Origin of the sequence: Bacillus sp. AFS031507, from assembly GCF_002584635.1 — a bacterium.
In the GTDB taxonomy this organism is placed as follows: domain Bacteria; phylum Bacillota; class Bacilli; order Bacillales; family Cytobacillaceae; genus Neobacillus.
Genome location: NZ_NUOW01000016.1, coordinates 103,553 through 126,843, shown reverse-complemented (window position 1 = coordinate 126,843; position 23,291 = coordinate 103,553). Strand labels below are relative to the sequence as shown.

Genomic DNA, 23,291 nt, shown 5'->3' with positions numbered 1-23,291 from the left:
TGAATATTTATAGGCGCATTCTTTTTAAGTGAGTTTTAAATTTTGGAAGGTTTATGATGATGTCATCTCCTCCTGTCCACCTATTTTCACTCTGAGAAACATGCCTGCCTAATTGACCAATAAAATAGTCATACTTCAAATTGCCCAATGAACTTATCGCCCAATAATGGGGGATAATATAGGATGGAGTAAAAATTTCAAGGATCTTAGTCCCAGGCTGACAGAAGGTTAAATTTGTTAAGGCTGCTCCGTGTGCAGCAATGATGACTTCAGCGGAAGAAAAAAGCTGAACCTGATCAGCCACTGAGAGGGATTCCAAATCAACTTTAACAAAACCATATTTGGTTAGTACCTTCATTACTTGTTCTTCATTCGTGATTTTTCGCGACCATTTTCTGCTGATGAAGATTCTTTTTCTATCAGAGGATGTTAACATAGTGTCTCTTAAAAATGCTTTTCGTAAAAAATCATATCCCCATTTTGTCGGGAAAGCTGGTTGAGAAGGAATAATTAAATTTTCAGCCTGACCATGAAAACCACTGTGTGTCTTTATTAATTGATCATCCGCTATTCCAAGTTGATGTAAGGTTTCAGGTTGGTAAGGTTGTTCAGATTCAGGATTCACGATAAACCGATCGACTGTTAGACCACTCTGCTGAAGCAAATCAATCCGGGGAATTACCTCATACATCCAATGATAATAATTCCCGCTGTAAACATGTGTTAGGTCTGCGGCTTTTTTAATGTAAGCAGCCTCTGGCAATGCTTTCTCTTGAAAAATGGAATGATTCTCGGGAATAATATGCACACGCTCAACAGATACATCCCAAATTAGATGATTATCAGGAGTAATGATTGCTCCATTCGCACCCCATATACGCGCATTCGGAATAACTGCGACATCACCACCCGCAAATTCACCAGGATACCATGAAGGAGGACAAGGAGGACGACGGTCAATACTACTTGAAACAGGAGTTTCAGGGTAAATTTTCTTCATATCAACTCCGTTTGAAAAGGATCCATCCTTTGCAGCAATCCAATCTTTTATAGAATGAAAGATTCCAATCGGCGGCAGTATATGATTCAAAAAAAAACACTCCTATTCTTATTTGTTTTTCTTCTGTCATGGCATTAACGTAGGACTACTCCTTAATATTATTTATTCTTTATTGTTATTTAAGGTGTATAAGGGGTTAAAAAATTTAAGTAACATAAACCTTTAAACAGGAATAGTAATATAGAATGTATTCTTCTTTCATGATCCAATAACGGAAACATTTTCTTAAAAAATTGGAGGCGATTTTTTTGGCTCACATGCTGCCGCCTATTGGTATCCATAATTTCGTAAAGGATTGGATTGAAGCGAACGTCGAATCAGTTTCTCAGGGAGCAGTTTTTAAAGAAATTTACCCTGAAACTTCTTTTTCAAGACGTATGAAACGTCCTCCAACTCGCTATCCAACTAAATTAGAAGGTGGATCTGTCGGAGTGATTCCGAATGGACGCGTATGGGGACTAAATGGAGCGATTGTAACCTCAGATAATCATCTAATCTGGGATGCATCTTTAGAATTTGTCCATCCACGCTCCAATCATTCCATTTTTAAAGAGGAAACCTTACCCCCTATTTCACATCACTACGGACAAATAGCAGACCTCACACATGTAGTGGGCAGAAACTATTATCATTGGATGTATGAAGTGATTCCCCGTATTCATTTGCTGCAGCAAAGTGGCATAAATGTTGAGCGTTTTATTATAAAATCAGAACCTGACCATTTACCTTTTCAATCTGAAGCCTTACACCAACTTGGAATAACGGATGATCAATTAATAAAGACATACGATGGATTCCATATTCAAGCTGATCATTTAGTTGTTCCATCCCAGCCCTCCTTTGCAACAAAGTGGGGCTATGATTTCTTAAGAAAAACTTTTTTAAAAGAAGATAACATGAACTCCACTGAAAAAAAGCGAATCTACATTAGTAGAAAATGGTCTCGAATCATCACGAATGAGTCTGACTTATGGGATCTATTAAAGCAATATGGCTTTATCAAAGTTGAGCTTGAAACCCTTTCAGTCGTTGAACAAGCCCAGCTTTTTTCAACTGCCGAAGTCATTGTTGGCGCACATGGAGCAGGATTTGCAAATTTGACCTTTTGCAGGCCAGATACAAAAGTGATTGAAATTTTCACTCCTACCTATATAACTCCCCTTTATTGGGTAATCAGTTCATTTGGAAAATTGAATCATAATTATTTTATTGGTCATTACGGAGGACTCAATCGTACTCAGGAAAATCGAGGATGGACTGGATTAGATAACATAACCATTAACCCCCACAGGTTTGCCGCTTTCATAAGAAGTATGAAACTTTAAAAACTATCCACTTTTCACAGTGGATAGTTTTTTAGTTATACCCGTTAGGATGCTTCTGGTGCCAGTTCCATGCAGTTTCAATGGTCGATTTGATATCGTATCTTGGTGCCCAGCCTAGTACACCGCGTATTTTTTGAGATGATGCCACTAACTGTGACGGATCTCCTTTTCGCCGCGGCTGAATTTTTACATTGGCCTTGGCGCCGGCAACCTGCTCACAGAGGTTAATCATTTCTAAAACAGATACGCCACGTTCATTCCCCAAATTGAAGATTTCCGCCGTTTTTTGCCCCTGATTTTTCAATAAATATTCCAATGCTAGAATATGACCCGCGGACAAATCGGTTACGTGAATATAATCGCGAATGCACGTGCCATCTGGAGTCGCGTAATCATTCCCAAAAATTTCTATATAGGGTGACTTCCCCTGTAAATGTCTTAAAATATTGGGAATTAAATGTGTTTCTGGATCATGATCTTCTCCTATTTCACCAGAATGATATGCTCCGGCCACATTAAAATAACGGAGGGCGATATAATTGAAGTCATCGCTATCTGAAATACTATTTAACATGGTTTCAACCATTAGTTTAGACTTTCCATAGGGGTTAATCGGGTTAGTTGGCAGCTTTTCATGGATGGTTGATTGATTCGGTATCCCATATGTTGCACATGTCGAGGAAAAGATAAAATGCTTAATATGGTATTCATTCATTTTTTGAAGTAAGCGAACGGTTTCCACAACATTATTTTGATAGTATTTAAGGGGATTAACAACAGATTCACCTACAAGACAGCTTGCCGCAAAGTGCATAACCGCCTGGATGGAATACGTTTTAAAAATACGTTCGAGTAGTTTTGGATCTCCCACATCCCCCTGAATAAAAATGGCCCGTTTATCTACTGCCTCGATATGCCCGGTTGTTAGATTATCTATAACTAAAAGGGAATAGCCCCTATCCGCAAGATCCCTGACGACATGGCTGCCGATATAACCGGCTCCACCTGTAACCAAAATCATCGATTATTCACTTCCTCTTTTTTTAAGTCAAGGCTGTGTTAAACTTGTCTGTTGATTTCCGCTCCATTCGCGGGCGGTTCGCGGGCGTTCCGCTCCAATCAACAGAGTGTGTAAAATCAACATTTAGCTTTAACACAGCCTAAGTCAAAGTAAAAAGAGCATGCTTCAATGCTCTTTTTTAATGATTAGCAACTCCAAAGTAATAGAACCCTAGTTTCTCCACTTTCTCCTTATCAAGCATATTTCTACCATCAAAAATATATGGTTGCTTCATAAACGGCTTAAGGCTCTTCCAATTTAGATTTTTATAATCATCCCAATCCGTGCAGATGACGAGCGCATCTGCACCAGCAACGGTTTCTTCAATCGTCGGAAATTGTTGGGGTGCTCCCATTTTCACAATCGGATCATGTGTCTTAATCGTTGCTTGTTCTTCTAATAATCTATTAATCAAAATGAAACTAGGTGACTCCCTTGTATCATCAGTATTCGATTTAAAGGATAACCCGAGCACGGCAATGGTCTTATTCTTCAAATCGCTGCCGAGAGCCTGTTTTACTTTTTCAATAAAATAAACAGGCTGATCCGCGTTGACTTTGACTACAGCTTCAAGAATGGATAAAGGATTTCCCTGTTCCTTTGCTGTTTGGATTAACGCATTGACATCCTTTGGAAAACAGGAGCCGCCGTAGCCCAATCCTGCTTTTAAGAAATGCGGATTAATCCGGTGGTCGAGCCCGATTCCGTTCGAGACATCCTTCACATTTATGGCGAGGTTGTCACAAACTCTTGCTAACTCATTGATATAGGAAATTTTCAAAGCGAGGAAAGAATTGGCTGCATACTTAATCATTTCAGAGGCTTTTGGGTGCGTTTCGACGATTGGGCAGTCGAAGTCTTTATATAATTCTCTCATGATTGTTCTGGCTGTTTCACTCGTTGTGCCGATGACGATTCGATCAGGATTCAGTGCATCCTGAAGAGCGGAACCCTCGCGTAGAAACTCGGGATTAGATACGACATCGAATGGAATCGGGGCTGTTTGATTTTCCTCTATTACCTTCGTGATTAGCGTTGCGGTCCCAACCGGAACGGTGCTTTTTGTAACGATGACCTTGTATTGGTTGATGTGCTGACCGATCGATGCAGCGACATTTTTCACAAAGATCAGATCCGCGCTGCCGTTAGGTCCCTGCGGGGTACCGACGCAAATGAATATCAGATCATTCTCTTTTATTGCTGTTTCTGTATCTTTTGTAAAAGTAATATTATGAGAATCGATATGCTTTTTTAGCAGGGCCTCAAGTCCTGGTTCATAGAAATGGAGTTTACCAGTCTGCAAAGCTTGGATTTTTTGCTCATCAAGGTCAAGGCCGGTTACCTTGTGACCCAGTTCGCAAAATATTAGTCCTGTAGTGGTTCCCACATATCCTGTGCCAATTATTAAGATTTTCATTGGTTCTTACCCCTCCTTTGAATTCCAAATATAATTAATGAGGTCGACATACTCGGACATTTTGGCTATGTCAAAGCACTTGCCTTCAACCTCCAACCCAAAGCTTGTATATTCTTTCGCCATTGCTTTAATCGCATCGGTTAATTGAATTTCACCACCTACACCCGGTTTCACGTTTTCAAGATAGGAGAATATGGTTGGATTAAAAATATACCTGCCAATCACAGCCAAATCCGATGGAGGTGATTCTTGCGGCTTTTCGACAATATCTTTAATTTTATATTGTGTGTTTTTGAATAGTTCTGGTTGAATCACTCCATAATTCTTTAACTGGGACGGATCCATTTTTTTAACCCCGACGATATTTCCCTTAACTTCGGTGAACATATCAATTAATTGTCTTAACGGTTCCTTTTCGTTGGAAAGAATAATTTCATCAGGAAGCATGACGGCAAAAGGTTCATTCCCTACAAAGTGCTTGCCAAGAAGGATGGCCTCCCCTAATCCACGCGCATAGGTCTGCCTAACATATTGAAAATGCACATTTGGAGGACTGATTTTCTTTAATAAATGCGTCTTATTTTTTTCTTCTAAATACGTCTCTAATTCTACCGACCGATCGTAATAATCAAGGATCATATTTTTTGATCTTGATACCACAATTAGAATTTGCTCGATTCCTGAATTAATCGCTTCCTCCACTATAAAATCAAGCGCCGGCCTTCCACATATCGGCAGCATCTCCTTCGGCAAAACCTTCGTGATCGGCAAGGTTCTTGTTCCATACCCCGCTGCAGGAATGATTGCTTTCCTTACCATGTCTCTTCCCTCCTAGCGTACTAGTATTAATTTATTCCAAAAGGGAAGGGGAGGAAGGTTGTCCATATAGAAAGGGCAGTAAAATGGGAAGGTGTCCAAGTGTGGCAGAAGAAAAAAATCCGGCCCCATTTTGAATGGGAACCGGATTACTAATGGATTCTACTTTTCTAAAAAGATAAGTCCGTGTAATAGCATTAATCTCCACTACCATTGCTTTCCGCTCTTTTACCAAACAAATAATCCAACAATCATCGCACTCAATAAAGATACTCCCACTCCACTGACCAACAGCTTCCAGACATTTTTTCCAATAATACTTGATTTTTCCTCACTAAGGATCGAATTAAACGTTCCATAAATCATCCCGACTGTACTAAAGTTTGCAAAGGAAGTTAAGAACGTGACGGCAACAGCGACTGTATGCGGAGCAAGTCCACTGATCTTGCCTTTTAGGTCCAACATCGCAACAAACTCATTGGTCGCTAGCTTTATTCCCATTAGTTGCGCCACATACATGGCATCATCCCCAGCTAAACCAAGCAAGAACGCGAATGGGCTAAAGATAATTGAGAAGATTTTTTGGATGGTCAACCCTTTCACAACGAATCCTAAAATCCCATTTATACCAGCGGTTAAGGCAACATAACCGATTACCATTGCCATGATGACAATGACCATCTTCACTCCGACTAACATACTGTTTGATATGGTTGAAAAGAAATCTTTTCGCTCCTCCTTCGAAGGAACATAAACGATATCTTCCTCTTTACTCACCTCAACAGGGTTCAGCATGTTTGCAATCAAAAGCGCGTTCAAGCAATTCAACGGAATCGCCACAAATACATATGTCGCCGGAACCATTGTTAAGTAAGCCCCAATAATCGAACCGCTGATGCTGCTCATACTCATGATTCCAAACGTTAGCAGGCGATGTTCCTTTAATACGGTCAGCTGCTGACGGATAACGGCCAGGGCTTCTGTATTTCCAAGAAACATCATCTGGATCGAAAAGAAACTCTCTAGCTTTGGCAATCCAGATACTTTTGAAATGAGCCAGCCCACTTTATCAATAATCCATGTTAAGATTCCGAAGTACGTTAAAATATCAAAGAATGTAATAATGAAAATAATTGGCATTAACGCACTAAAAAAGAAATCCACATGCTCGTTCGCCATCACGGATGGGAATACAAATGAAGTCCCTTCGTTCGCACAAGCAATTAACCAGTTAAAAAACGATGCTATTTTATTAATAATCCATGACCCGATTTTCGTCGATAACATAAACCAGGTGATCGCTAATTCAACAACCAACAACGTCAAAATCGATTTCCATTTAACCTTTCTTTTATTAGGCGAGCAAAAATAAATAAGAACGAGCATTACTAATACTCCTAGTACATTTAACAAAAAATACAAGTTATCAACTCCTTTGGTTTATTATTCCCAAAATGTTTATTTATATAGAAAAAGTCGTCAACTTTTCACGGGTTTGTTGAAGAGTAAAGCCCGAGAAATATTATTTATGTTGCGACAATGTGAGAAAAACAGATTATTCTTTTAGCTAAACTGAAATATTCTTGATGGTATTTTTATAAGTATAAGTTAATAAGAATAGAACGAACGTAGTATGTTCTGGGGGGTTGGGAATGAATAGTGATGAAGCCTTATTACACCCTGATACGGGTATTACATCTGGATTGTTTGTTGACTGATCATTAAATGAAATTCGTTTTTGGTCTAGAATCATGAAAGACTCACAATCTAGATAGAAGAAGATTGAAGATATAAAGATAATTGTATCCCGCTTATGGAGAAAGGAACTACTTTTTTCCATAAGCTGAGGATATAACGGAAGTGAATCAGTAAGCGATTTTAGTAACCCATTTAGTTCATCAATATAAATTAAATCTTTATATCTGTAAAAAACAGTGCTAATTCATTTGCGAATTGCACTGTTAATTTTATAGATGTTTTTTGAGTTACGGATAATCCAAATGTGAAAGACTTCTCTTCCTAAACTATTAAGTTCTTAAAAACAATGTTTACAGTTGTCCAAATACAACTTTTCCTTTAAAAATAACTGCTTCGCGCTCTGGTGTTCTTGCAACAGCTTCAGCAGAACATGATGCATTTACAAGAACAAGATTTGCTTCATCGCCTACCAGAGGCCAGGCTACTTCACCGTCTTTCGTTAATGGGGTAGGTCCTCCAGTAGCATACTTTATTGTCTGAGCTAATGCACGTTCGTCGCTTTTCCGGTACAGCTCACTATATCGGGTTACCTTTTCTAAAACATCCCCTGTTCCATATGGCCCCCAAGAGTCATAGAAACCATCACACCCTAAATACACGTTTACTCCCCTTCGATCTAATAAATCAATTGGAGGCAGAGTTTTTGTAATTGGAATCGTAGACATAACCGAAATTCCTAACTTGCTCAATTTATCGGCGATTTCTTCCTGTTGTGGAACTGGTACTTCTCCTAGACTGAATGCATGGCTTACGGCCACGCGATTGTGCCATTTCGCTGCTTCTACCATTTCTGTCAATTTATCTACCGTATAAAAACCAACATGGCCGCTATCATGTAAATGGATATCTACATCTGCATCAAACTCAGTTGCTAGATTCATCACTTCATAGAGTGATTTTTCGATATTGTGGTCAATTCCAGCTGGGTCTAACCCACCAACTAATTGGGCACCTGATCTCATTGCCTCTTTCATAAGTGGAATGACATTTTCAGTTAATAATCCATGCTGCGGGAAAGCAACAATCTCGTAGGTTAGCTTATCAGTGTAATCCTCCAACGCTGCTTTTACGCCTTCTAAATTTTTCAGACCAATATAAGGGTCAATATTTACATGGGTGCGGATGTGTGTGGATCCTTGTGAAAGCAGTAAGTCAATCATGGTACTAGCACGCTGTTTTGTTGTTGGCGCCAATTCCTCAAGTTCCATTGCCTCCATACGTAATCGGTCCTTCAAATTTTTTGCAGGTATAGGAGCCTTCCAATCAAGTGAAAGATAGGTTTTATCCAAATGGTTGTGCATTTCTTTAAAGGTAGGTAACGCCAAAAAACATTTTCCATCCATAGTATACTCGCCCGATGGAATGTTATAACGCAGCTTTTGCTTTTCAGCAATTTTCCCACCCTGAATTTTCAAATGGAAAAGCTCTGTCTTTGTTTCATAGACTCCTTTTTCATCTTGTACATAGCCTGTCTCTAACCGAACATTTGTCAACCAATATGAGGTAGTCATTCTTTCTCCTCCTTTATAAGTTTAAACACGCACTAGGTCTGTGTCTTCTAGTTTACTTTCAACCTTTTTTCCTTTAAAAAACAAAGCTTCTACCGGTGCTCTTCTTGCGACTGCTTCTGCTGAACAAGTTGCCTTTACTAGCATCATCGTTGCATCATCGCCAACCTTTGGCCAGACACGCTCACCTTTTTCATTCAGTGGTGTTACACCGCCAGTGCCGTATTTTAGGGCAGCTGATAATGAATATTCGTCACTCATGCGGAATCTTTCAGCAAGAACCCCTAGCTTTTGGATCGAGTTTCCAGTTCCAAATGGAGACCAGTGGTCTGTAATACTGTCATGTCCAACAGATACTTGAATCCCTAATTTATCAAGAGTTGGTATCGGAATTGTCGCCCGATTTATAGGAACAGTGGTGGTAACATCCATCTCTTGTTCTTTTAGAATAGCAGTGATTTCATTAAGTTCCTCACCATCCAGGTCACCTAATGCAATCCCATGGCTAATCGTGGCTCTACCTTTAAGTCCAGATTCCTTCGTATAATAAGCCATGCGTTCAAATGTAAATGCTCCTAATGTATTCGGATCATGTAAATGAATATCTACGCCCTTATTGTTTTCAACAGCAATATCAAAAATAGTGCTTAAAGATTTTTCAATGTTCCGATCCACAGTCGCAGGGTCGACGCCTCCAACTAATGTCGCGCCATTCTTCATCGCATCACGAATGAGCTGAACTGAGTCACTTTTTAATAAACCGTGCTGTGGAAAGGCAACAATCTCATAGGTAAGAACATCCTCATATTTTTTCAATGCATTGACGGTTACCTCAAGATTTTTAAGTCCAATCACTGGGTCAACATTACAATGGGTGCGAATATGGGTATGGCCGTTTTTAATAAATAGTTCAATCATTTTCTCTGCACGCTCTTGGGCTGTCGGCAGGAGCTTTGGCAGCAGTTCTTTTTCTTCTTCTAATCTGGTAAAAATGCCTTTTGTGATGGGCGTACATGCTTTCCATGGTCCACCATAATAGGTTTTATCGATATGAATATGCATATCCCTTAAGGATGGCAGCAATAGCTGACAATAAGCATCATGCTGCTTAACCTTTGTATTAGGAATTTCATTTGTAATTTCAGTAATTTTACCGCCTTCAATTTTCAAGTGGCAAATTTCTGTCTTGGTTGCGACAATTCGATCATTTTCATAAATGAAACCTTTTTCTAAGCAGACATTCGTTAACCAAAAAATTGTCATTCCTATTCCCTCCTAAGTTATAGAACTAGGAAAAGTACTTTTTTCACAAAAGTACTCTTCCTCCTTGAACACTATTCATTTCTTCATAAAATCACTTATTTAATTACTACATCATCAATCATTAGATAGTTGGCAGCATTTAACCAAAAACCACTTACATTTTTACTATAGGCAGCCAAATGTTCATAATTTCGGATTGGAACATAAACCGCATCGTCAATCTCTTTCTGCATTACATCTTCATATAGCTTTAATCGTTTTTGCTCATCTGTTTCTTTTCGTGCTGATTCAATCATTTTGTCTACACCTGGATTACTATAGTAGAAATGGTTCCCTGCAGCTCCCTGTGATGCTGAATGGAATAAGTTATACTGGTTGTAATCTCCGTCGCCGGTTGCATTTCCCCATCCACCAATAGCCATATCGTGCTCACCTTTTTCAATCATGTCGATATAAGCACCATATTCCATTACCTGGATTTTCACATTTACTCCAATCCCTTTTAATTGCGATTGCATCACTTCAGCCATGTTAATACGTTCTTTTCGATCACTTGTTAATAAGGTGACATTTAATCCTTTTTCATAGCCAGCTTCCTTTAACAATTTCTTTGCTTCGTTCAAATCATAGTCATATGCTTTAACCTTATCACTGTATCCAAGCACCTTAGGGCTCATTGCTACATTGGCAAGGGTACCAACGTTATTATAAACGCCTTTAATAATTGCTTCTCTTTCAATGCCGTGGCTAATTGCCTTACGAACTCTTACATCATCAAACGGTTTTTTCTTTGTGTTAAATCCAAGATATTCAACAGCTAGTCCTTCTGTACGATAGAGTCCCATTTTGTCAGAAGCTTCAATGCGCTCAATCTCGGTTACAGGCACTTGGTCATTAATATGCGCCTCACCTGTTTCAATCATAGCTAGGCGGGTTGCATCTTCAGGAACGACTTTGAATACTACTCTATCAATATTAGGTTTCTTCCCCCAATAGTTTTCATTTCTCTTTAATGAAATTTCTTGTCCAGTCTTCCATGATTCAAACACAAATGGACCTGTACCAACTGGGTGCTGTGATAATGTATCCGGGTTTTCTGTAAGTGCTTTGGGACTAATAATACTACCTTCTTGGCTGGCCAAAATAGATAGCAGTGGAGCATAAGGATATTCAAGTAAAAATTGAACTGTATAATCATCCACAACTTTTACTTCCTTAATCATTGAGAACTTCTCGCGTTGCGGTGATTCTGTTTTCGGATCTAACATACGATCAAATGTTGTTTTAACAGCTTCAGCATTGAATGGTGCTCCATCATGGAATTTAACGCCCTCTTGTAATTTAAATTCCCAAGTTGTGTCATTTACGACTTTCCATTCTTTCGCTAACAGTGGTTGAATTTTGAAGTCTTTATCTGGTGCAATTAGTGTTTGATAAACTTTTTGATAAATGATATTCGCAGAAGGAATATCTGTTATAAAATGCGGATCAAGTTTTGTAGCATCTGAAAGTCTTACAACTGTTAATGTACCGCCTTGTTTGGATGCTTCCTTTTTGCTTGCCGTATCAGTTGAAGAAGTTGATTTTGTAGAACAAGCTTGAGCAAAAATCATCATTAAGCCGATTAGAACAAATAGTAGTCCCCTATTAATACTGCGTCCTTTTTTCTCCATTTTTTTATGCTCCCTTATTTTGTTATTTTGTAAATTCTGACCTTTCATTCGTGTATCCACCATCCCTCCGCTAGTACATATCTGCATTATAAAAGACAATCGAAAATAATATTTACAGAATATTTACTTAAATTTTAACTATATTGACATATTATTTAAAAAATATTTACTTTTCACCTAATTTTGATAATTTGTACTTAACCCAATAAAAAGTCTGAAGGTTTAGAAGGGGGTCCACAGCAACGATAAATTACACCTTATCTTTCAAAAAAATTAAAATAAGGAGGGTTTTACATGTCAGTTGAAGTAAACACTGAAAAACCAATTGTAATCACACAAACAATTAATCTACCGAAACAATCTAAATTAAAAGACTTCCTTTCTATTTTAATGGTTAATAAAGCAGCGATGGTCGGTGCAATTATTATCCTCTTTTACATTTTTATCGGATTATTTGCACCGCTCTTAGCCCCATACAATCCATATGAAATTATATTAGAAGATAAATTACTGCCTCCATCGAGTGATCACTGGATGGGAACCGATGATAAAGGGAGAGATATATTAAGTCGCATTCTGTATGGCTCGAGACTTTCGATGGGTGTCGGTTTTGCTGCTGTAGCCTTTGGCTCATTCTTCGGAATCATTTTTGGACTAGTTGCTGGCTATTATGGAAAATGGGTTGACTCGTTCATTATGCGATTGATGGACGTCATGCTCGCCTTTCCTGGAATCTTACTAGCATTAGCCATCATAAGTGCTCTAGGACCAGGTCTGATTAATGTTACGATTGCGGTTGGAGCATTTTCAGTTCCTTTATTTGCACGAATTGTCCGCGGTTCTACATTGGAAGTGAAACGTCTCGAGTATATCGACGCCATTCGGTCGCTTGGCGCAAATGATTTTACAATTATTTTCAAACATATTTTACCGAATATTCTTTCTCCAATTATTGTCCAAGGGACATTACGTCTTGCGACGGCGATTTTATCAGCTGCTGGCTTATCGTTTCTTGGTCTTGGCGCACAGCCTCCTTCTCCGGAATGGGGAACGATGCTAAGTAATGGAAGGGATTTCTTATTCTCTGCGCCATACATTGCGATTTTTCCAGGTTTAGCGATTTCTATCCTCGTTTTAGGTTTTAATATCTTTGGTGATGGATTACGCGATGCTTTTGATCCAAGAATGAAAAAGTAAAATTTAAGGAGGTTAGCAGATGTTGATGTTTATTTTACGCCGTTTAATACAAACGATCCCAGTAGTAATTGGGGTAACTTTTGTCGTATTTTTTATCATGCAACTAGTTCCCGGTGATCCTGCTGTTTTGCTTGCAGGTGAAGGAGCATCAAAAGAAACAGTTAATGCCCTTCGCGAGCAATTGGGGTTAAACCGGCCATTACTGGTTCAATATTTTGACTACCTTTTGAATGTTTTTCAAGGAGACTTTGGTAATTCACTTAAGAATAGCCAGCCAGTACTTGATGAAATAATGGTTAGACTACCGATCACAATGGAGTTAGCATTTTTTAGTATCATTATCACAATCGTTTTAGGTATGGCAGCGGGAATTATTTCAGCGGTTAAACCTTATTCACTTACAGACACAAGTGTTATGTTAGTTGCCTTACTTGGAATTTCCTTACCGAGCTTTTGGTTTGGTTTAATGATGATGTATTTCTTCTCCGTAAAACTGCAAATTCTTCCGGTTGCAGGATGGGATAGTATCCTTCACGTCATCCTTCCTGCTCTAACATTAGGAGCAGGAGGTGCAGCAATTGTTGCCCGGATGACTCGTTCCAGTATGCTTGAAGTCATCAGGCAAGATTATATCCGTACAGCGCGAGCAAAAGGACTGCGTGAACATGTCATTATTTATAAGCACGCATTACGGAATGCCTTAATTCCAGTAATAACGGTTGTTGGTTTACAGTTTGGTGCTCTGCTTGGCGGAACTGTATTAGTTGAATCCATCTTTGCGATTAACGGACTTGGCAGAATGATAGTTGATGCTATCCGAATGCGGGATTTACCAGTGGTTCAAGGGGGAGTTTTAGCTGCCTCGCTAATCTTTGTTATCGTGAACTTATTTGTGGACGTATTCTATCGGTTCTTTAATAAACGAATTGAACTAAATTAACGGGTGGTGAATAATGGTGAGAGAAAAAAACAATCCAATTTTAGAAGTAAAAGGATTAAAAACACATTTCTTTACAAAACATGGTGTAAGTAAAGCCGTCGACGGTATTGATTTTACCCTTCGAAAGGGAGAGACTTTAGGTATTGTCGGAGAATCAGGCTGTGGAAAAAGTATGACATCTCTTTCCATATTACGACTAATCCCCTCCCCTCCAGGGAAAATTGCCGGCGGGCAGGTGCTTTATAAAGGGAAAGATTTAGTAACACTCTCAGAGGATGAAATGAGGAAAATCCGAGGAAACGAAATCTCGATGATTTTCCAAGAACCGATGACATCATTAAATCCGGTAATTCCTGTCGGAGAACAAATTGCTGAAGCATTAAGATTGCATCAAGGTATGAGAAAAAAGGAAGCGTGGATTAAGGCCGTTGAAATGCTTAAGCTTGTGGGAATACCATCTCCTGAAAAAAGGGCAAAACAAGAACCATTCCAATTAAGTGGCGGTATGCGCCAGCGTGTAATGATTGCGATGGCACTTGCCTGTACTCCAGAAGTGTTAATTGCCGATGAACCAACAACAGCCTTAGATGTAACCATTCAAGCACAAATATTAGAGCTGATTAAAGATTTACAAAAAAAGATAGGTATGGGCGTTATTATGATTACACATGATTTAGGAGTTGTTTCTGAAACATGTGATAAAGTTGCAGTTATGTATGCTGGCAATATAATTGAACATGCGCCAACTGAAAAGATTTTTACAAATCCAAGGCACCCCTATACACAAGGATTGTTAAATTCTTTACCGAAGATCCATGAGGACCAAGAAGAATTGCAAACGATCGAAGGGAGTGTACCAAGTCCGTATAATTTGCCGACAGGCTGCCGTTTTGCTTCAAGGTGCCCCTATCAGAAACCTTTGTGTCACTTGCAGAAGCCTGATTTAATTGAACAAAATGATGGTGTTAAAGTACGTTGTTGGATGTACACGGACGAATGGACGAGACCTGTGGAAAAAGAGGGGGCTGTTAAATAATGGTGACTGCTACAGAGAAAAAAGTATTATTAAAAGTGGACCATTTGAAACAATATTTCCCTGTTAAATCAGAATCCATTTTTAAACCTAAGGCATTTGTAAAAGCAGTTGACGACATTTCTTTTCACCTATACGAAGGAGAAACACTAAGTATTGTTGGGGAATCTGGCTGCGGTAAATCAACTACAGGACGAGCGATTTTACGGCTCGATGAACCAACAGACGGGAATGTATACTACTCTGGTAAAGACATTTTAAGCCTTAATAATAAAGAGATGAGAAAGCTTAGAGGAGACTTGCAAGTAATTTTCCAAGATCCTTTTGCCTCACTTAACCCCCGTCAAACGGTAAAGCATATTCTAAATGAAGCAATGGCCATTCAAAATGTCGTTGAAAAACCGAAAAGGATGGAAAGAATGTTAGAATTACTGGGGTATGTCGGACTACCCCAAGAAGCACTTGATCGCTATCCCCATGAATTTAGTGGAGGGCAGCGTCAGCGAATTGGGATTGCCCGTGCACTTGCAGTCGATCCTAAATTAATTATTTGTGACGAAGCAGTATCTGCTTTGGATGTTTCCATCCAAGCCCAAATCCTAAATCTATTAAAAAAACTACAAAATCAGTTTCAGCTTACCTTTTTATTCATCTCACACGATTTGAGTGTAGTAAGGCATATCTCTGACCGGGTAATGGTTATGTATTTAGGAAAGATCGTTGAGATTGCTGACAAAAAGGAGCTATTCGATTCACCGCTTCATCCATATACAAAGGCATTGTTATCATCAATTCCGGTACCTAATCCAGTCCTAAAAAGGGAACGTGTCATTTTAAAAGGAGATGTCCCTTCCCCTATTGACCCTCCCAGCGGATGCCGTTTCCATACACGCTGTCCGTTTGCGACGGAGAAGTGTAAATTAGAGGAACCTGCCTTAAGAGAATTAGCTGAGAATCATTTTGTCAGCTGCCATTTTGCAGAGCAACTTTCGCAATAAAGTTATATTAGAAATAAAAAACTTTATAAAATATCATATTAATAAAGGGAGTATTTATAGACTCCCTTTTTCTACATCTAAAGGAGAATCTCGTTTAATGCTTAATATTGAAGCTTTCTCCATCTACATTATGCTATGTGTCTTAGCCCCTTTACTAGGTGCATTTACTTTGCTGTTTTTATTTATATTTGAAAAACGAATTGATCTTTTAGAAAAGCAAACACGGGAAATTGCTCTCGAGAAAGAACTGCAAACAGCCCTTTATAATCAATTAAATCAGGAAATCCAACCACATTTCCTCTTTAATACATTAAATTCCATTTTAAGCCTTGCAAGATTAGAGAGAAAAACAGAATTAATTCACTCGATTGAAACCCTTTCAAGATTGCTTAAGTTTAAATATAAGACAAATACACCTTTAATAACAATTAATGAGGAATTATCCTATATAAATTATTATTTGGAAATACAAAAAATAAGGTTCCGAGACAGACTTCATTACGAAATATCCATGGATTCAACAGTAGGACAGGCTGTTATCATCCCTTTTTTAATTCAAACTCTTGTCGAGAACGCCTTTAAGCATTCATTTGACAGACATATTGGTGAGGCTTTTTTAAAAATAATCATTGAAAAGAACGAGAAGGAAGTTTATGTAACTGTCTGGAACAATGCCTTAGAAGGGCAGGTGGTCCAATCTCATAAAGATGGACTTGGTTTAGATAATATTGCAAAAAGGCTTGATCTTCTCTTTCAAGGGGATCGGACTTCAGTAAGCTTAATACCTTCAGAAGATGGTACCAGTGTTTTAGCTGTTTTCCCATTTGTACTAGGATAGGAGGTGCATCCAAATGAATATTCTTTTAGTAGATGATGAACCACTTGAATTAGAACTGCTCGAATATTTAATTCAAAAAAAGTTTCCAAACTGGAAGTTTTTTAAGGCTCTAGATGCTTCACAAGCCATTCAAATCATCAAACAACATGAAATCTTTCTAGCATTTCTTGATATCCAACTCCCAGGTAAATCAGGTTTGGAATTAGCGATGGAACTCACACACTCTTATTCAATGGATATTATCATGGTTACTGCTTTTCAGAATTTTGAATATGCTCAAATCTCGATAAGAATTGGGGTTGTTGATTATATTACGAAGCCTGTCATTGAAGAAGAGCTTTTGAACGTATTAAGCAGGTATGAGCGATTAGGACGATATACGGAGCAAATCGTAAACGCCTTACAAATTATACATCAGGAATATAGTGAAAAATTAACATTAAATTATTTAGCTTCAAAGATTCACATAAACCCTGCATATTTAAGCAGAAAATTTCACGAAGAAGTAGGGATGGGCTTCTCTGAATATTTAAATGATTATCGTTTAAAGGAAGCTCAAAAAATGTTAATTAATAATCCTGATTTAAGCATTAGCACGATTTCAGAAAGATGTGGATTCAATAGCCAGCATTACTTTAGTCAAATCTTTCGGAAATTGACTGGACAATCACCGAGTGACTATCGATTAAAGGAGACATACCGTTGAATAGAAGTTCTTATCAATTATATATAAGCGGTGCGATAAAATTGGGGGTAAGCTTTGGGGTTGTTAGTCTATTAGCGAGGTGGATAACTGGCAATACGATCCTCTCTTCTCCAGAAACATTAATTAAATACGGATTAACTGGTGGAATTGGCTATTCTTTAATGGGGGCTTTAGCGCTCATATTGTTTGGATTTTTAGCCAAAGTCATTAGAGAAAAATTTCCCGATGAGCAAACGATTGGAGATGTACTGAGAAAAAAATTATCACCAAGCGGCTACTGGTATGTCATTACAATTCTTCTCATTACCAGCCTGCATTCCTTATTTATCCAAGCAATGGGAGCGGGAATCCTCATTCATATCCTGTTCCCTATGCCTGTTTTTATAGGAATGCTATTGTTTATAGGCTTTTGTTTTTTTGTAGGCGGTGTTGGTGGAATGCAGCGGCTGCACCAGTTATCAGGTGTTAATGTCTCATTGATCTTCGGCGCTGTTTTAGTCATTCCTGTCTATTTTTATATTCAGGAAGGTGTCCACCCTGTTTATGAAGGAATTAAACTTTTTCATCCTTATATTTTATTCTATAAAAATACAGATTCGATTTGGTTTATTTTCACAGCGATTTTGATTGGCTTTGGACAGGTCATAATTGATCGAGCAACATGGCAGAGATTATTTATCATCAAAAAGGAAAAAGTTCAAATGACCTTTACTCTAGCAGGAGTAATATGGGCCACAATCCCATTAGCTCTAACCTCCCTGCTAATGATTATTATGTTTGGCAGAAGCTATAAAGATATTTATTCGTTACTGTTTGAACTTGTTGATAAAATACAATCAACCATGCTAATTGTTTTATTTGTTTTATTTTGCTTTAGTGCGATTTCGTCAGCAATTAGTGCAGAACTACATGCGACGACTACCTTAGTTGTAAAAAATATTATTGAATTATTTCGTCCTTTATCTGACCATGAAAGATGGAAATTCACTTATATTTTTTCAGGAAGCATTTGTATATGTTTACTAATAATCGTGAGTATTTTTAAACCTACTCCGCTGCAATTATTGTTTTTCTCTGGGAATATTTACGCTGCCATCATTGTACCGATGTTATTTATTATTCTAAGTAACAAATCGATTCCAGCAATCATCCCCTTTTCCTCTTTGATTGGCGCCTTAGGGGGCTTTATATTTATTCCTATGAATAATAACTTAACGATCATCTGGATAAGCTTCATAATTTCTGGTGTTGTTTGTCTATTGGTTTTTATTTTCCAAACAGTATCCACTAGGATAACGCATTAATAGAAGATTGGAGGGAAGCAACATTGGGAGAAAAGCAAGTCATCCTTGATGATTCATTCTCGGATAACACAGATTTATTACCAACAAAACTGGAAGCTAGAACATGGAAGTTTAGCCATTACTTCTCCATTTGGATAGGTTCGGTTCATAATGTGCCATCCTATGTTACCATTGGCGGTTTCTTTGCGTTAGGATTATCCATATGGCAGGTATTTTTTATCATTATGATTTCATCGATAATACTCGCCGGAATGATGGCATTGAATGGTCATGCAGGGGGGAAATATGGAATCCCTTTCTCAATCCTGCTCCGTACCAGTTTTGGTCGCAAAGGAGCAATTATTCCAGGGGTATTAAGGGGGATAATCGCAGCCATTATGTGGTTCGGTCTGCAAACGTATGCTGGAAGCCTTGCCGTAACTATTTTAATTGCAGAATTTTGGGAGCCCTATCCAACGTTAGGAGCAGATTGGAGTTTTTTAGGATTATCTTTAGCCAACCTTATATCCCTTCTCCTCTTTTGGATGATTAATGTCTTTTTTATTTTTGCAGGGGTAGATGCCTTAGGAAAGTTAACTAAGCTACTCTCTCCCTTGGTATTTGTCGTTTTTGGCGGAATGTCCATTTGGGCCATTAATTTAGCTGGTGGAATCATCCCAATCTTAAACTTTAGCGAGAAAGGTGTAGAAGGAAATAGTATTTTGATTATCCTAAGCTGTATTTCAGCGATATTAGCAACATGGGTGGCACAAATACTAAGCGTTTCTGATGTTACAAGGTATTCTCGCACCAATAAAGGCCAATCATGCGGACAAATTGTTGGACTTCTAATTACCTATTTATTATTTGCTGTTGCAAGTATTACCATCATCGTTGGGTCTGAAATTGCTTTCGGAGTTCCAATCTGGAATGTACTTGAAGTGATTAATCGATTTGATAGCAAATTTGCCATTATCCTTTCTCTACTTACCATTTGTTTAACGACATTATCTGTAAACATTGTAGGTAACATTATCCCTGCAGGGTATCAACTGGCCTCCTTATCCCCGAAAAGATTAAACATTAAATCTGGTGCCTTCATTGGTACCATTATTGGATTACTGATTATGCCCTGGAAGCTGATGGAGAGCCCTACAAGCATTTTTACTTTTTTAAATATGATTGGTGGAATGTTAAGCCCTGTAATTGGTGTGATGCTTGCGGATTATTTTATTATCAAGAAAAGAGAAATCAATTTACAAGAATTATATTTTCCAAATAGTAAGAGCCGTTTCTCAAACGGAGTAAACTGGCCTGCGCTGCTTACCACTCTTTTCGCTGGGTGTATTAGCATGATTGGTAGATTTATTGATATCCTTGAGCCGATTTATAATATTTCGTGGTTTACTGGGATAATCGTTTCAGTCGTCCTGTATTTACTATTTATTTATTTGAGCAAACTGTTACACATCGGTAGAACAGATAAGGATTTGGCAAGTATATCAAAAGGGGGATGATATTTTCATCCCCCTTTTCTATTAATATCTAGCTAATGGAACCTGAAACCAAGTTACCTTGATAAAAGACTGCCTTACGGTTTGAACGTCTGGCAACTACTTCGGCAGAACAACTTGCATCTACTAAAATCATATTGGCTGCATCCCCTTCTTTTGGCCATTGCTTTCTGCCATCTTTGTCTAAAGGTGTCAAACCACCAGTAATATATTTTAATGCTTGAGAGAGAGAAACTTCATCTGTCCATCGACACCGTTCAATTAGTCGGCCAACCCTTTCAAGAACGTCTCCATTTCCAGTCGGCCACCACGAATCAAAAATATTATCGTTTCCTACGGCCACATTAACACCACATTCTGATAGCAAGCTTACTGGAGGTATGTTTCTACCAATTGGGAGGCTCGTAACAATCGAAATACTTGCCTCCCTTAATAACTCTGCCATTTCTATGGCCTCTTCCCTTGATACATCTCCAAGCCCAAAGGCATGACTGATTGCTACTCTTCCTTCCCAGCCTGCTTGCTTCGTTAAATAGGCAAGACGTTTCATTGTAAAAGTACCTAAGTGACCAGGATCATGTAAATGCAAATCAATATCGGCATCACCTTCAACTGCTAAATCCATTAACTGTACCAATGATGCTTCAATATTATTGTCGACCGTTGCTGGATCGACAGCTCCGACAATCCCTGCTCCATTTCTCAAGGCTTCCCTTACAAGCTCTACTGTTCCTGGACGGAGCAAGCCATGCTGGGCAAACGCAACAATTTCAGAGCTTATTTTATTGGAATAAGATTCTAGAGCGTGCTGAACACCTTCTAAATTCTGCAATTTCACCTCAGGATATATATCAACATGCGTTCTGACATGGGTGGATCCGTATGATAGTAATACTTCAAGCAAGGCTTCAGCACGTTTTTGTGTGCTAGATGAGATAGAAGCTAGGATATTCTTTTCAATATCACAGCGTTCAATTACGCCTGAAGCAGGGATACAAGCCCGCCATTTATCACCCATATAGGTTTTATCGAGGTGAACATGCTTTTCGATGAAAGAAGGAAGCAAAAGCATTCCTTTTGCATCTATTACAGGTAACCCAAATTCAAATGGCTCAGAAGGTTTTATTATTTTTGAAATTTTCCCATCCTCTATTAATAAATGACACATCTCAGTCATAGTTCCTACAACTCTTCCATTTTCTTCATTGTACCCTGTTTCGATATGTGCATTCTTTAACCAATACTTGTTATTCATTTCTATTCATCCTTTCATTGTTAACTACCACGATAAAAGAGGTTACCCAAAATGGATATCCCTCTTGTAAGCTGTATCTTATTGGATTGACACATCATTTATTTCTAAATAGCCTGATGGACTAATAGAAAAACCTTTTACGTCTTTTCCAACAGCCGCTAAATTTTCAATAACTCGAACAGGAATATAAACTGCCTCTTTCATTTCTATTTCTTGTGACTGCGCATATAGTTCTTTTCGTTTTTCTTGGTCTTTTTCACTGCGTGCATCTTCTATTAAACTATCGACCTCTTTATTACTGTAAAAGAAGGTATTCCCCGCTCCACCCTGCGAGCTTGTATGGAAAAGGTTATACTGATTATAATCAGCATCACCGGTAGCATTTCTCCAGCTAAGGATAAACATCTCAGAGTCACCCTTATTTACTTGGTCAACAAACGTACCGTACTCCAACACCTGTATTTTTATTTTGACACCAATACCTTTTAACTGTGATTGCAGTACTTCAGCCATGTTCACTCTTTCTTTGCTATCCATCGTTTTAAGTGTAACTTCAAAACCATTTGGATAACCTGCTTCAGCCAGTAATCTCTTTGCCTCATTTAGGTTATATTTATACGATTCCATATTAGGATGGTAACCGAAAACCTTTGAGCCTAATAAGGAATTAGCCCTTTTTCCCACATTATTATAGACACCTTTCATAATGGAATCCATTTCAACCGCATGAGCGATGGCCTTTCGAACCTTTTCATCATTAAATGGTTTCTTTTGAACATTAAAGCCAATATACTCTGTTCCATATCCTTCACTATGGTAAACATCGATTGCTTGGGAAGCCTTTACGGTATCCATCATTGGTACAGAAAGGGGTTCAGCTATTTGAGCTTCACCTGTTTCTAGCATGGAGATTCTAGTTGTTTCCTCAGGTACAACCTTAAATACGACTTTATCGACCTTCGCCTTATCTCCCCAATAACTATTGTTGTTTGTTAATACAATTTCTTGTCCAGGTGTCCATGATTTGAAAACAAATGGACCTGTCCCATTTGGTTCTTTAATAATGCTTTTCCCGTATTTCTCGATCGTTTTTGGACTAATAATCCCGCCTTCATGACTAGCCAAAATAGAGAGTAATGGAGCAAACGGCTCTGTTAAAATAAAATGAATGGTGTAGTCATCAATTACCTTTACTTCTTTTACCATTTTAAAAACAATAGCTCTAGGAGATGCCACCTTTGGATCTAAAAGTCGATCAAAGGTAGCTTTTACAGCATTGGCATTAAAAGCTGACCCATCATGAAATTTAACACCTTTTCGTAATTTAAACTCCCATGTCGTATCATCTAGTTGTTCCCATTTTTCCGCCAGCAATGGCTGGATTTCAGCATTATTATCACGGCCAACTAAACCCTCATAGATTTTGCGATGGGTAACACTTGCTGCATTGATTGTTGACATAAACTGTTGGTCTAAGTTTTCAGCGTCTGACAATCGAGCAATGACTAATGTACCCCCGTCCTTAGATTCTGTGCTTTTACCATTGCTTTTTGTGCTGACATCTTTACTTGTCGAACAGCCGGTAATGACAAACACCATCAACATTATCAGAAAAAATCTACCTAACCCCCAATTTTTTACCATGGA

19 protein-coding genes are annotated in these 23,291 nt (G+C 38.4%); 9 read left to right on the top strand and 10 right to left on the bottom strand.

Annotated elements, in window-relative coordinates:
* Positions 1 to 7: 7 nt before the first annotated feature.
* The gene (locus COE25_RS17415) at positions 8 to 1,090 is read right to left on the bottom strand and encodes a glycosyltransferase family 61 protein (RefSeq protein ID WP_098933485.1); all 1,083 of its coding nucleotides are present in this window, start codon (positions 1,088 to 1,090) and stop codon (positions 8 to 10) included.
* A gap of 227 nt (positions 1,091 to 1,317) precedes the next feature.
* Here COE25_RS17415 and COE25_RS17410 point away from each other — a divergent pair, with 227 nt between their 5' ends.
* Entirely contained in the window at positions 1,318 to 2,385 is a 1,068-nt protein-coding gene (locus COE25_RS17410; RefSeq protein WP_257208870.1) for a glycosyltransferase family 61 protein, read from the top strand.
* Positions 2,386 to 2,416: 31 nt separating this feature from the next.
* On the opposite strand, the gene galE is transcribed toward COE25_RS17410, so the two are convergent.
* From galE to COE25_RS17370, 7 genes are all read right to left on the bottom strand, one after another.
* Entirely contained in the window at positions 2,417 to 3,406 is a 990-nt protein-coding gene (gene galE / locus COE25_RS17405; RefSeq protein WP_088085350.1) for a UDP-glucose 4-epimerase GalE, read from the bottom strand.
* 178 nt (positions 3,407 to 3,584) lie between these two features.
* Positions 3,585 to 4,862 carry a UDP-glucose dehydrogenase family protein gene (locus COE25_RS17400; protein ID WP_098933483.1) on the bottom strand — a complete coding sequence of 426 codons (1,278 nt, stop codon included), beginning with the start codon at positions 4,860 to 4,862 and terminating at the stop codon, positions 3,585 to 3,587.
* A 6-nt stretch (positions 4,863 to 4,868) separates the two neighbouring features.
* Entirely contained in the window at positions 4,869 to 5,681 is an 813-nt protein-coding gene (locus COE25_RS17395; RefSeq protein ID WP_098933482.1) for a UTP--glucose-1-phosphate uridylyltransferase, read from the bottom strand.
* Positions 5,682 to 5,906: 225 nt separating this feature from the next.
* Positions 5,907 to 7,100, bottom strand: a complete 1,194-nt coding sequence (locus tag COE25_RS17385; RefSeq protein ID WP_098933480.1) for a nucleoside transporter C-terminal domain-containing protein — start codon at positions 7,098 to 7,100, stop codon at positions 5,907 to 5,909.
* Positions 7,101 to 7,726: 626 nt separating this feature from the next.
* The gene (locus COE25_RS17380) at positions 7,727 to 8,947 is read right to left on the bottom strand and encodes an amidohydrolase (RefSeq protein WP_098933479.1); all 1,221 of its coding nucleotides are present in this window, start codon (positions 8,945 to 8,947) and stop codon (positions 7,727 to 7,729) included.
* A 21-nt stretch (positions 8,948 to 8,968) separates the two neighbouring features.
* Positions 8,969 to 10,207, bottom strand: a complete 1,239-nt coding sequence (locus COE25_RS17375) for an amidohydrolase family protein (protein ID WP_098933478.1) — start codon at positions 10,205 to 10,207, stop codon at positions 8,969 to 8,971.
* A gap of 95 nt (positions 10,208 to 10,302) precedes the next feature.
* Positions 10,303 to 11,880, bottom strand: coding sequence for a glutathione ABC transporter substrate-binding protein (locus COE25_RS17370; RefSeq protein WP_098933536.1), 1,578 nt, complete (start codon positions 11,878 to 11,880; stop codon positions 10,303 to 10,305).
* Positions 11,881 to 12,174: 294 nt separating this feature from the next.
* Between COE25_RS17370 and COE25_RS17365 the strand changes: the two genes are divergently transcribed.
* The 8 genes from COE25_RS17365 (at position 12,175) to ncs1 (ending at position 20,392) form a co-directional block, all read left to right on the top strand.
* Positions 12,175 to 13,077, top strand: coding sequence for an ABC transporter permease (locus tag COE25_RS17365; protein ID WP_088085329.1), 903 nt, complete (start codon positions 12,175 to 12,177; stop codon positions 13,075 to 13,077).
* Between the two features lie 19 nt (positions 13,078 to 13,096).
* Positions 13,097 to 14,017 (top strand): nickel ABC transporter permease, encoded by a 921-nt coding sequence (gene nikB / locus COE25_RS17360; protein ID WP_088085328.1) that lies wholly within the window; start codon positions 13,097 to 13,099, stop codon positions 14,015 to 14,017.
* Between the two features lie 13 nt (positions 14,018 to 14,030).
* A complete protein-coding gene (locus tag COE25_RS17355) occupies positions 14,031 to 15,053 on the top strand; it encodes an ABC transporter ATP-binding protein (protein ID WP_180247528.1) in 1,023 nt (340 codons plus the stop codon).
* Positions 15,053 to 16,048 (top strand): ABC transporter ATP-binding protein, encoded by a 996-nt coding sequence (locus tag COE25_RS17350; RefSeq protein WP_088085327.1) that lies wholly within the window; start codon positions 15,053 to 15,055, stop codon positions 16,046 to 16,048. The genes COE25_RS17355 and COE25_RS17350 overlap by 1 nt, the downstream gene beginning before the upstream one ends.
* A 97-nt stretch (positions 16,049 to 16,145) precedes the next feature.
* Positions 16,146 to 16,886, top strand: a complete 741-nt coding sequence (locus tag COE25_RS17345; RefSeq protein ID WP_098933477.1) for a sensor histidine kinase — start codon at positions 16,146 to 16,148, stop codon at positions 16,884 to 16,886.
* Between the two features lie 13 nt (positions 16,887 to 16,899).
* A complete protein-coding gene (locus COE25_RS17340) occupies positions 16,900 to 17,592 on the top strand; it encodes a response regulator transcription factor (RefSeq protein WP_098933476.1) in 693 nt (230 codons plus the stop codon).
* Positions 17,589 to 18,896 carry an SLC5/6 family protein gene (locus COE25_RS17335; protein ID WP_098933475.1) on the top strand — a complete coding sequence of 436 codons (1,308 nt, stop codon included), beginning with the start codon at positions 17,589 to 17,591 and terminating at the stop codon, positions 18,894 to 18,896. The genes COE25_RS17340 and COE25_RS17335 overlap by 4 nt, the downstream gene beginning before the upstream one ends.
* 23 nt (positions 18,897 to 18,919) lie before the next feature.
* On the top strand, positions 18,920 to 20,392 hold the full coding sequence (gene ncs1 / locus COE25_RS17330; RefSeq protein ID WP_218964327.1) for an NCS1 family nucleobase:cation symporter: 1,473 nt from the start codon (positions 18,920 to 18,922) through the stop codon (positions 20,390 to 20,392).
* Between the two features lie 28 nt (positions 20,393 to 20,420).
* On the opposite strand, the gene COE25_RS17325 is transcribed toward ncs1, so the two are convergent.
* Positions 20,421 to 21,644 (bottom strand): amidohydrolase, encoded by a 1,224-nt coding sequence (locus COE25_RS17325; protein ID WP_098933474.1) that lies wholly within the window; start codon positions 21,642 to 21,644, stop codon positions 20,421 to 20,423.
* Positions 21,645 to 21,722: 78 nt separating this feature from the next.
* On the bottom strand, positions 21,723 to 23,288 hold the full coding sequence (locus tag COE25_RS17320; RefSeq protein WP_098933473.1) for a glutathione ABC transporter substrate-binding protein: 1,566 nt from the start codon (positions 23,286 to 23,288) through the stop codon (positions 21,723 to 21,725).
* Between the last annotated feature and the right edge of the window lie 3 nt (positions 23,289 to 23,291).

Coding starts and splice junctions, on each gene's coding strand:
- COE25_RS17400 (WP_098933483.1), bottom strand. CDS start 4,862: ATGAAAATCTTAATAATTGGCACAGGATATGTGGGAACCACTACAGGA.
- COE25_RS17320 (WP_098933473.1), bottom strand. CDS start 23,288: ATGGTAAAAAATTGGGGGTTAGGTAGATTTTTTCTGATAATGTTGATG.
- COE25_RS17325 (WP_098933474.1), bottom strand. CDS start 21,644: ATGAATAACAAGTATTGGTTAAAGAATGCACATATCGAAACAGGGTAC.
- nikB (WP_088085328.1), top strand. CDS start 13,097: ATGTTGATGTTTATTTTACGCCGTTTAATACAAACGATCCCAGTAGTA.
- COE25_RS17345 (WP_098933477.1), top strand. CDS start 16,146: ATGCTTAATATTGAAGCTTTCTCCATCTACATTATGCTATGTGTCTTA.
- COE25_RS17370 (WP_098933536.1), bottom strand. CDS start 11,880: ATGGAGAAAAAAGGACGCAGTATTAATAGGGGACTACTATTTGTTCTA.
- COE25_RS17365 (WP_088085329.1), top strand. CDS start 12,175: ATGTCAGTTGAAGTAAACACTGAAAAACCAATTGTAATCACACAAACA.
- COE25_RS17395 (WP_098933482.1), bottom strand. CDS start 5,681: ATGGTAAGGAAAGCAATCATTCCTGCAGCGGGGTATGGAACAAGAACC.
- COE25_RS17375 (WP_098933478.1), bottom strand. CDS start 10,207: ATGACAATTTTTTGGTTAACGAATGTCTGCTTAGAAAAAGGTTTCATT.
- COE25_RS17355 (WP_180247528.1), top strand. CDS start 14,031: ATGGTGAGAGAAAAAAACAATCCAATTTTAGAAGTAAAAGGATTAAAA.
- COE25_RS17410 (WP_257208870.1), top strand. CDS start 1,318: ATGCTGCCGCCTATTGGTATCCATAATTTCGTAAAGGATTGGATTGAA.
- COE25_RS17380 (WP_098933479.1), bottom strand. CDS start 8,947: ATGACTACCTCATATTGGTTGACAAATGTTCGGTTAGAGACAGGCTAT.
- galE (WP_088085350.1), bottom strand. CDS start 3,406: ATGATTTTGGTTACAGGTGGAGCCGGTTATATCGGCAGCCATGTCGTC.
- COE25_RS17340 (WP_098933476.1), top strand. CDS start 16,900: ATGAATATTCTTTTAGTAGATGATGAACCACTTGAATTAGAACTGCTC.
- COE25_RS17350 (WP_088085327.1), top strand. CDS start 15,053: ATGGTGACTGCTACAGAGAAAAAAGTATTATTAAAAGTGGACCATTTG.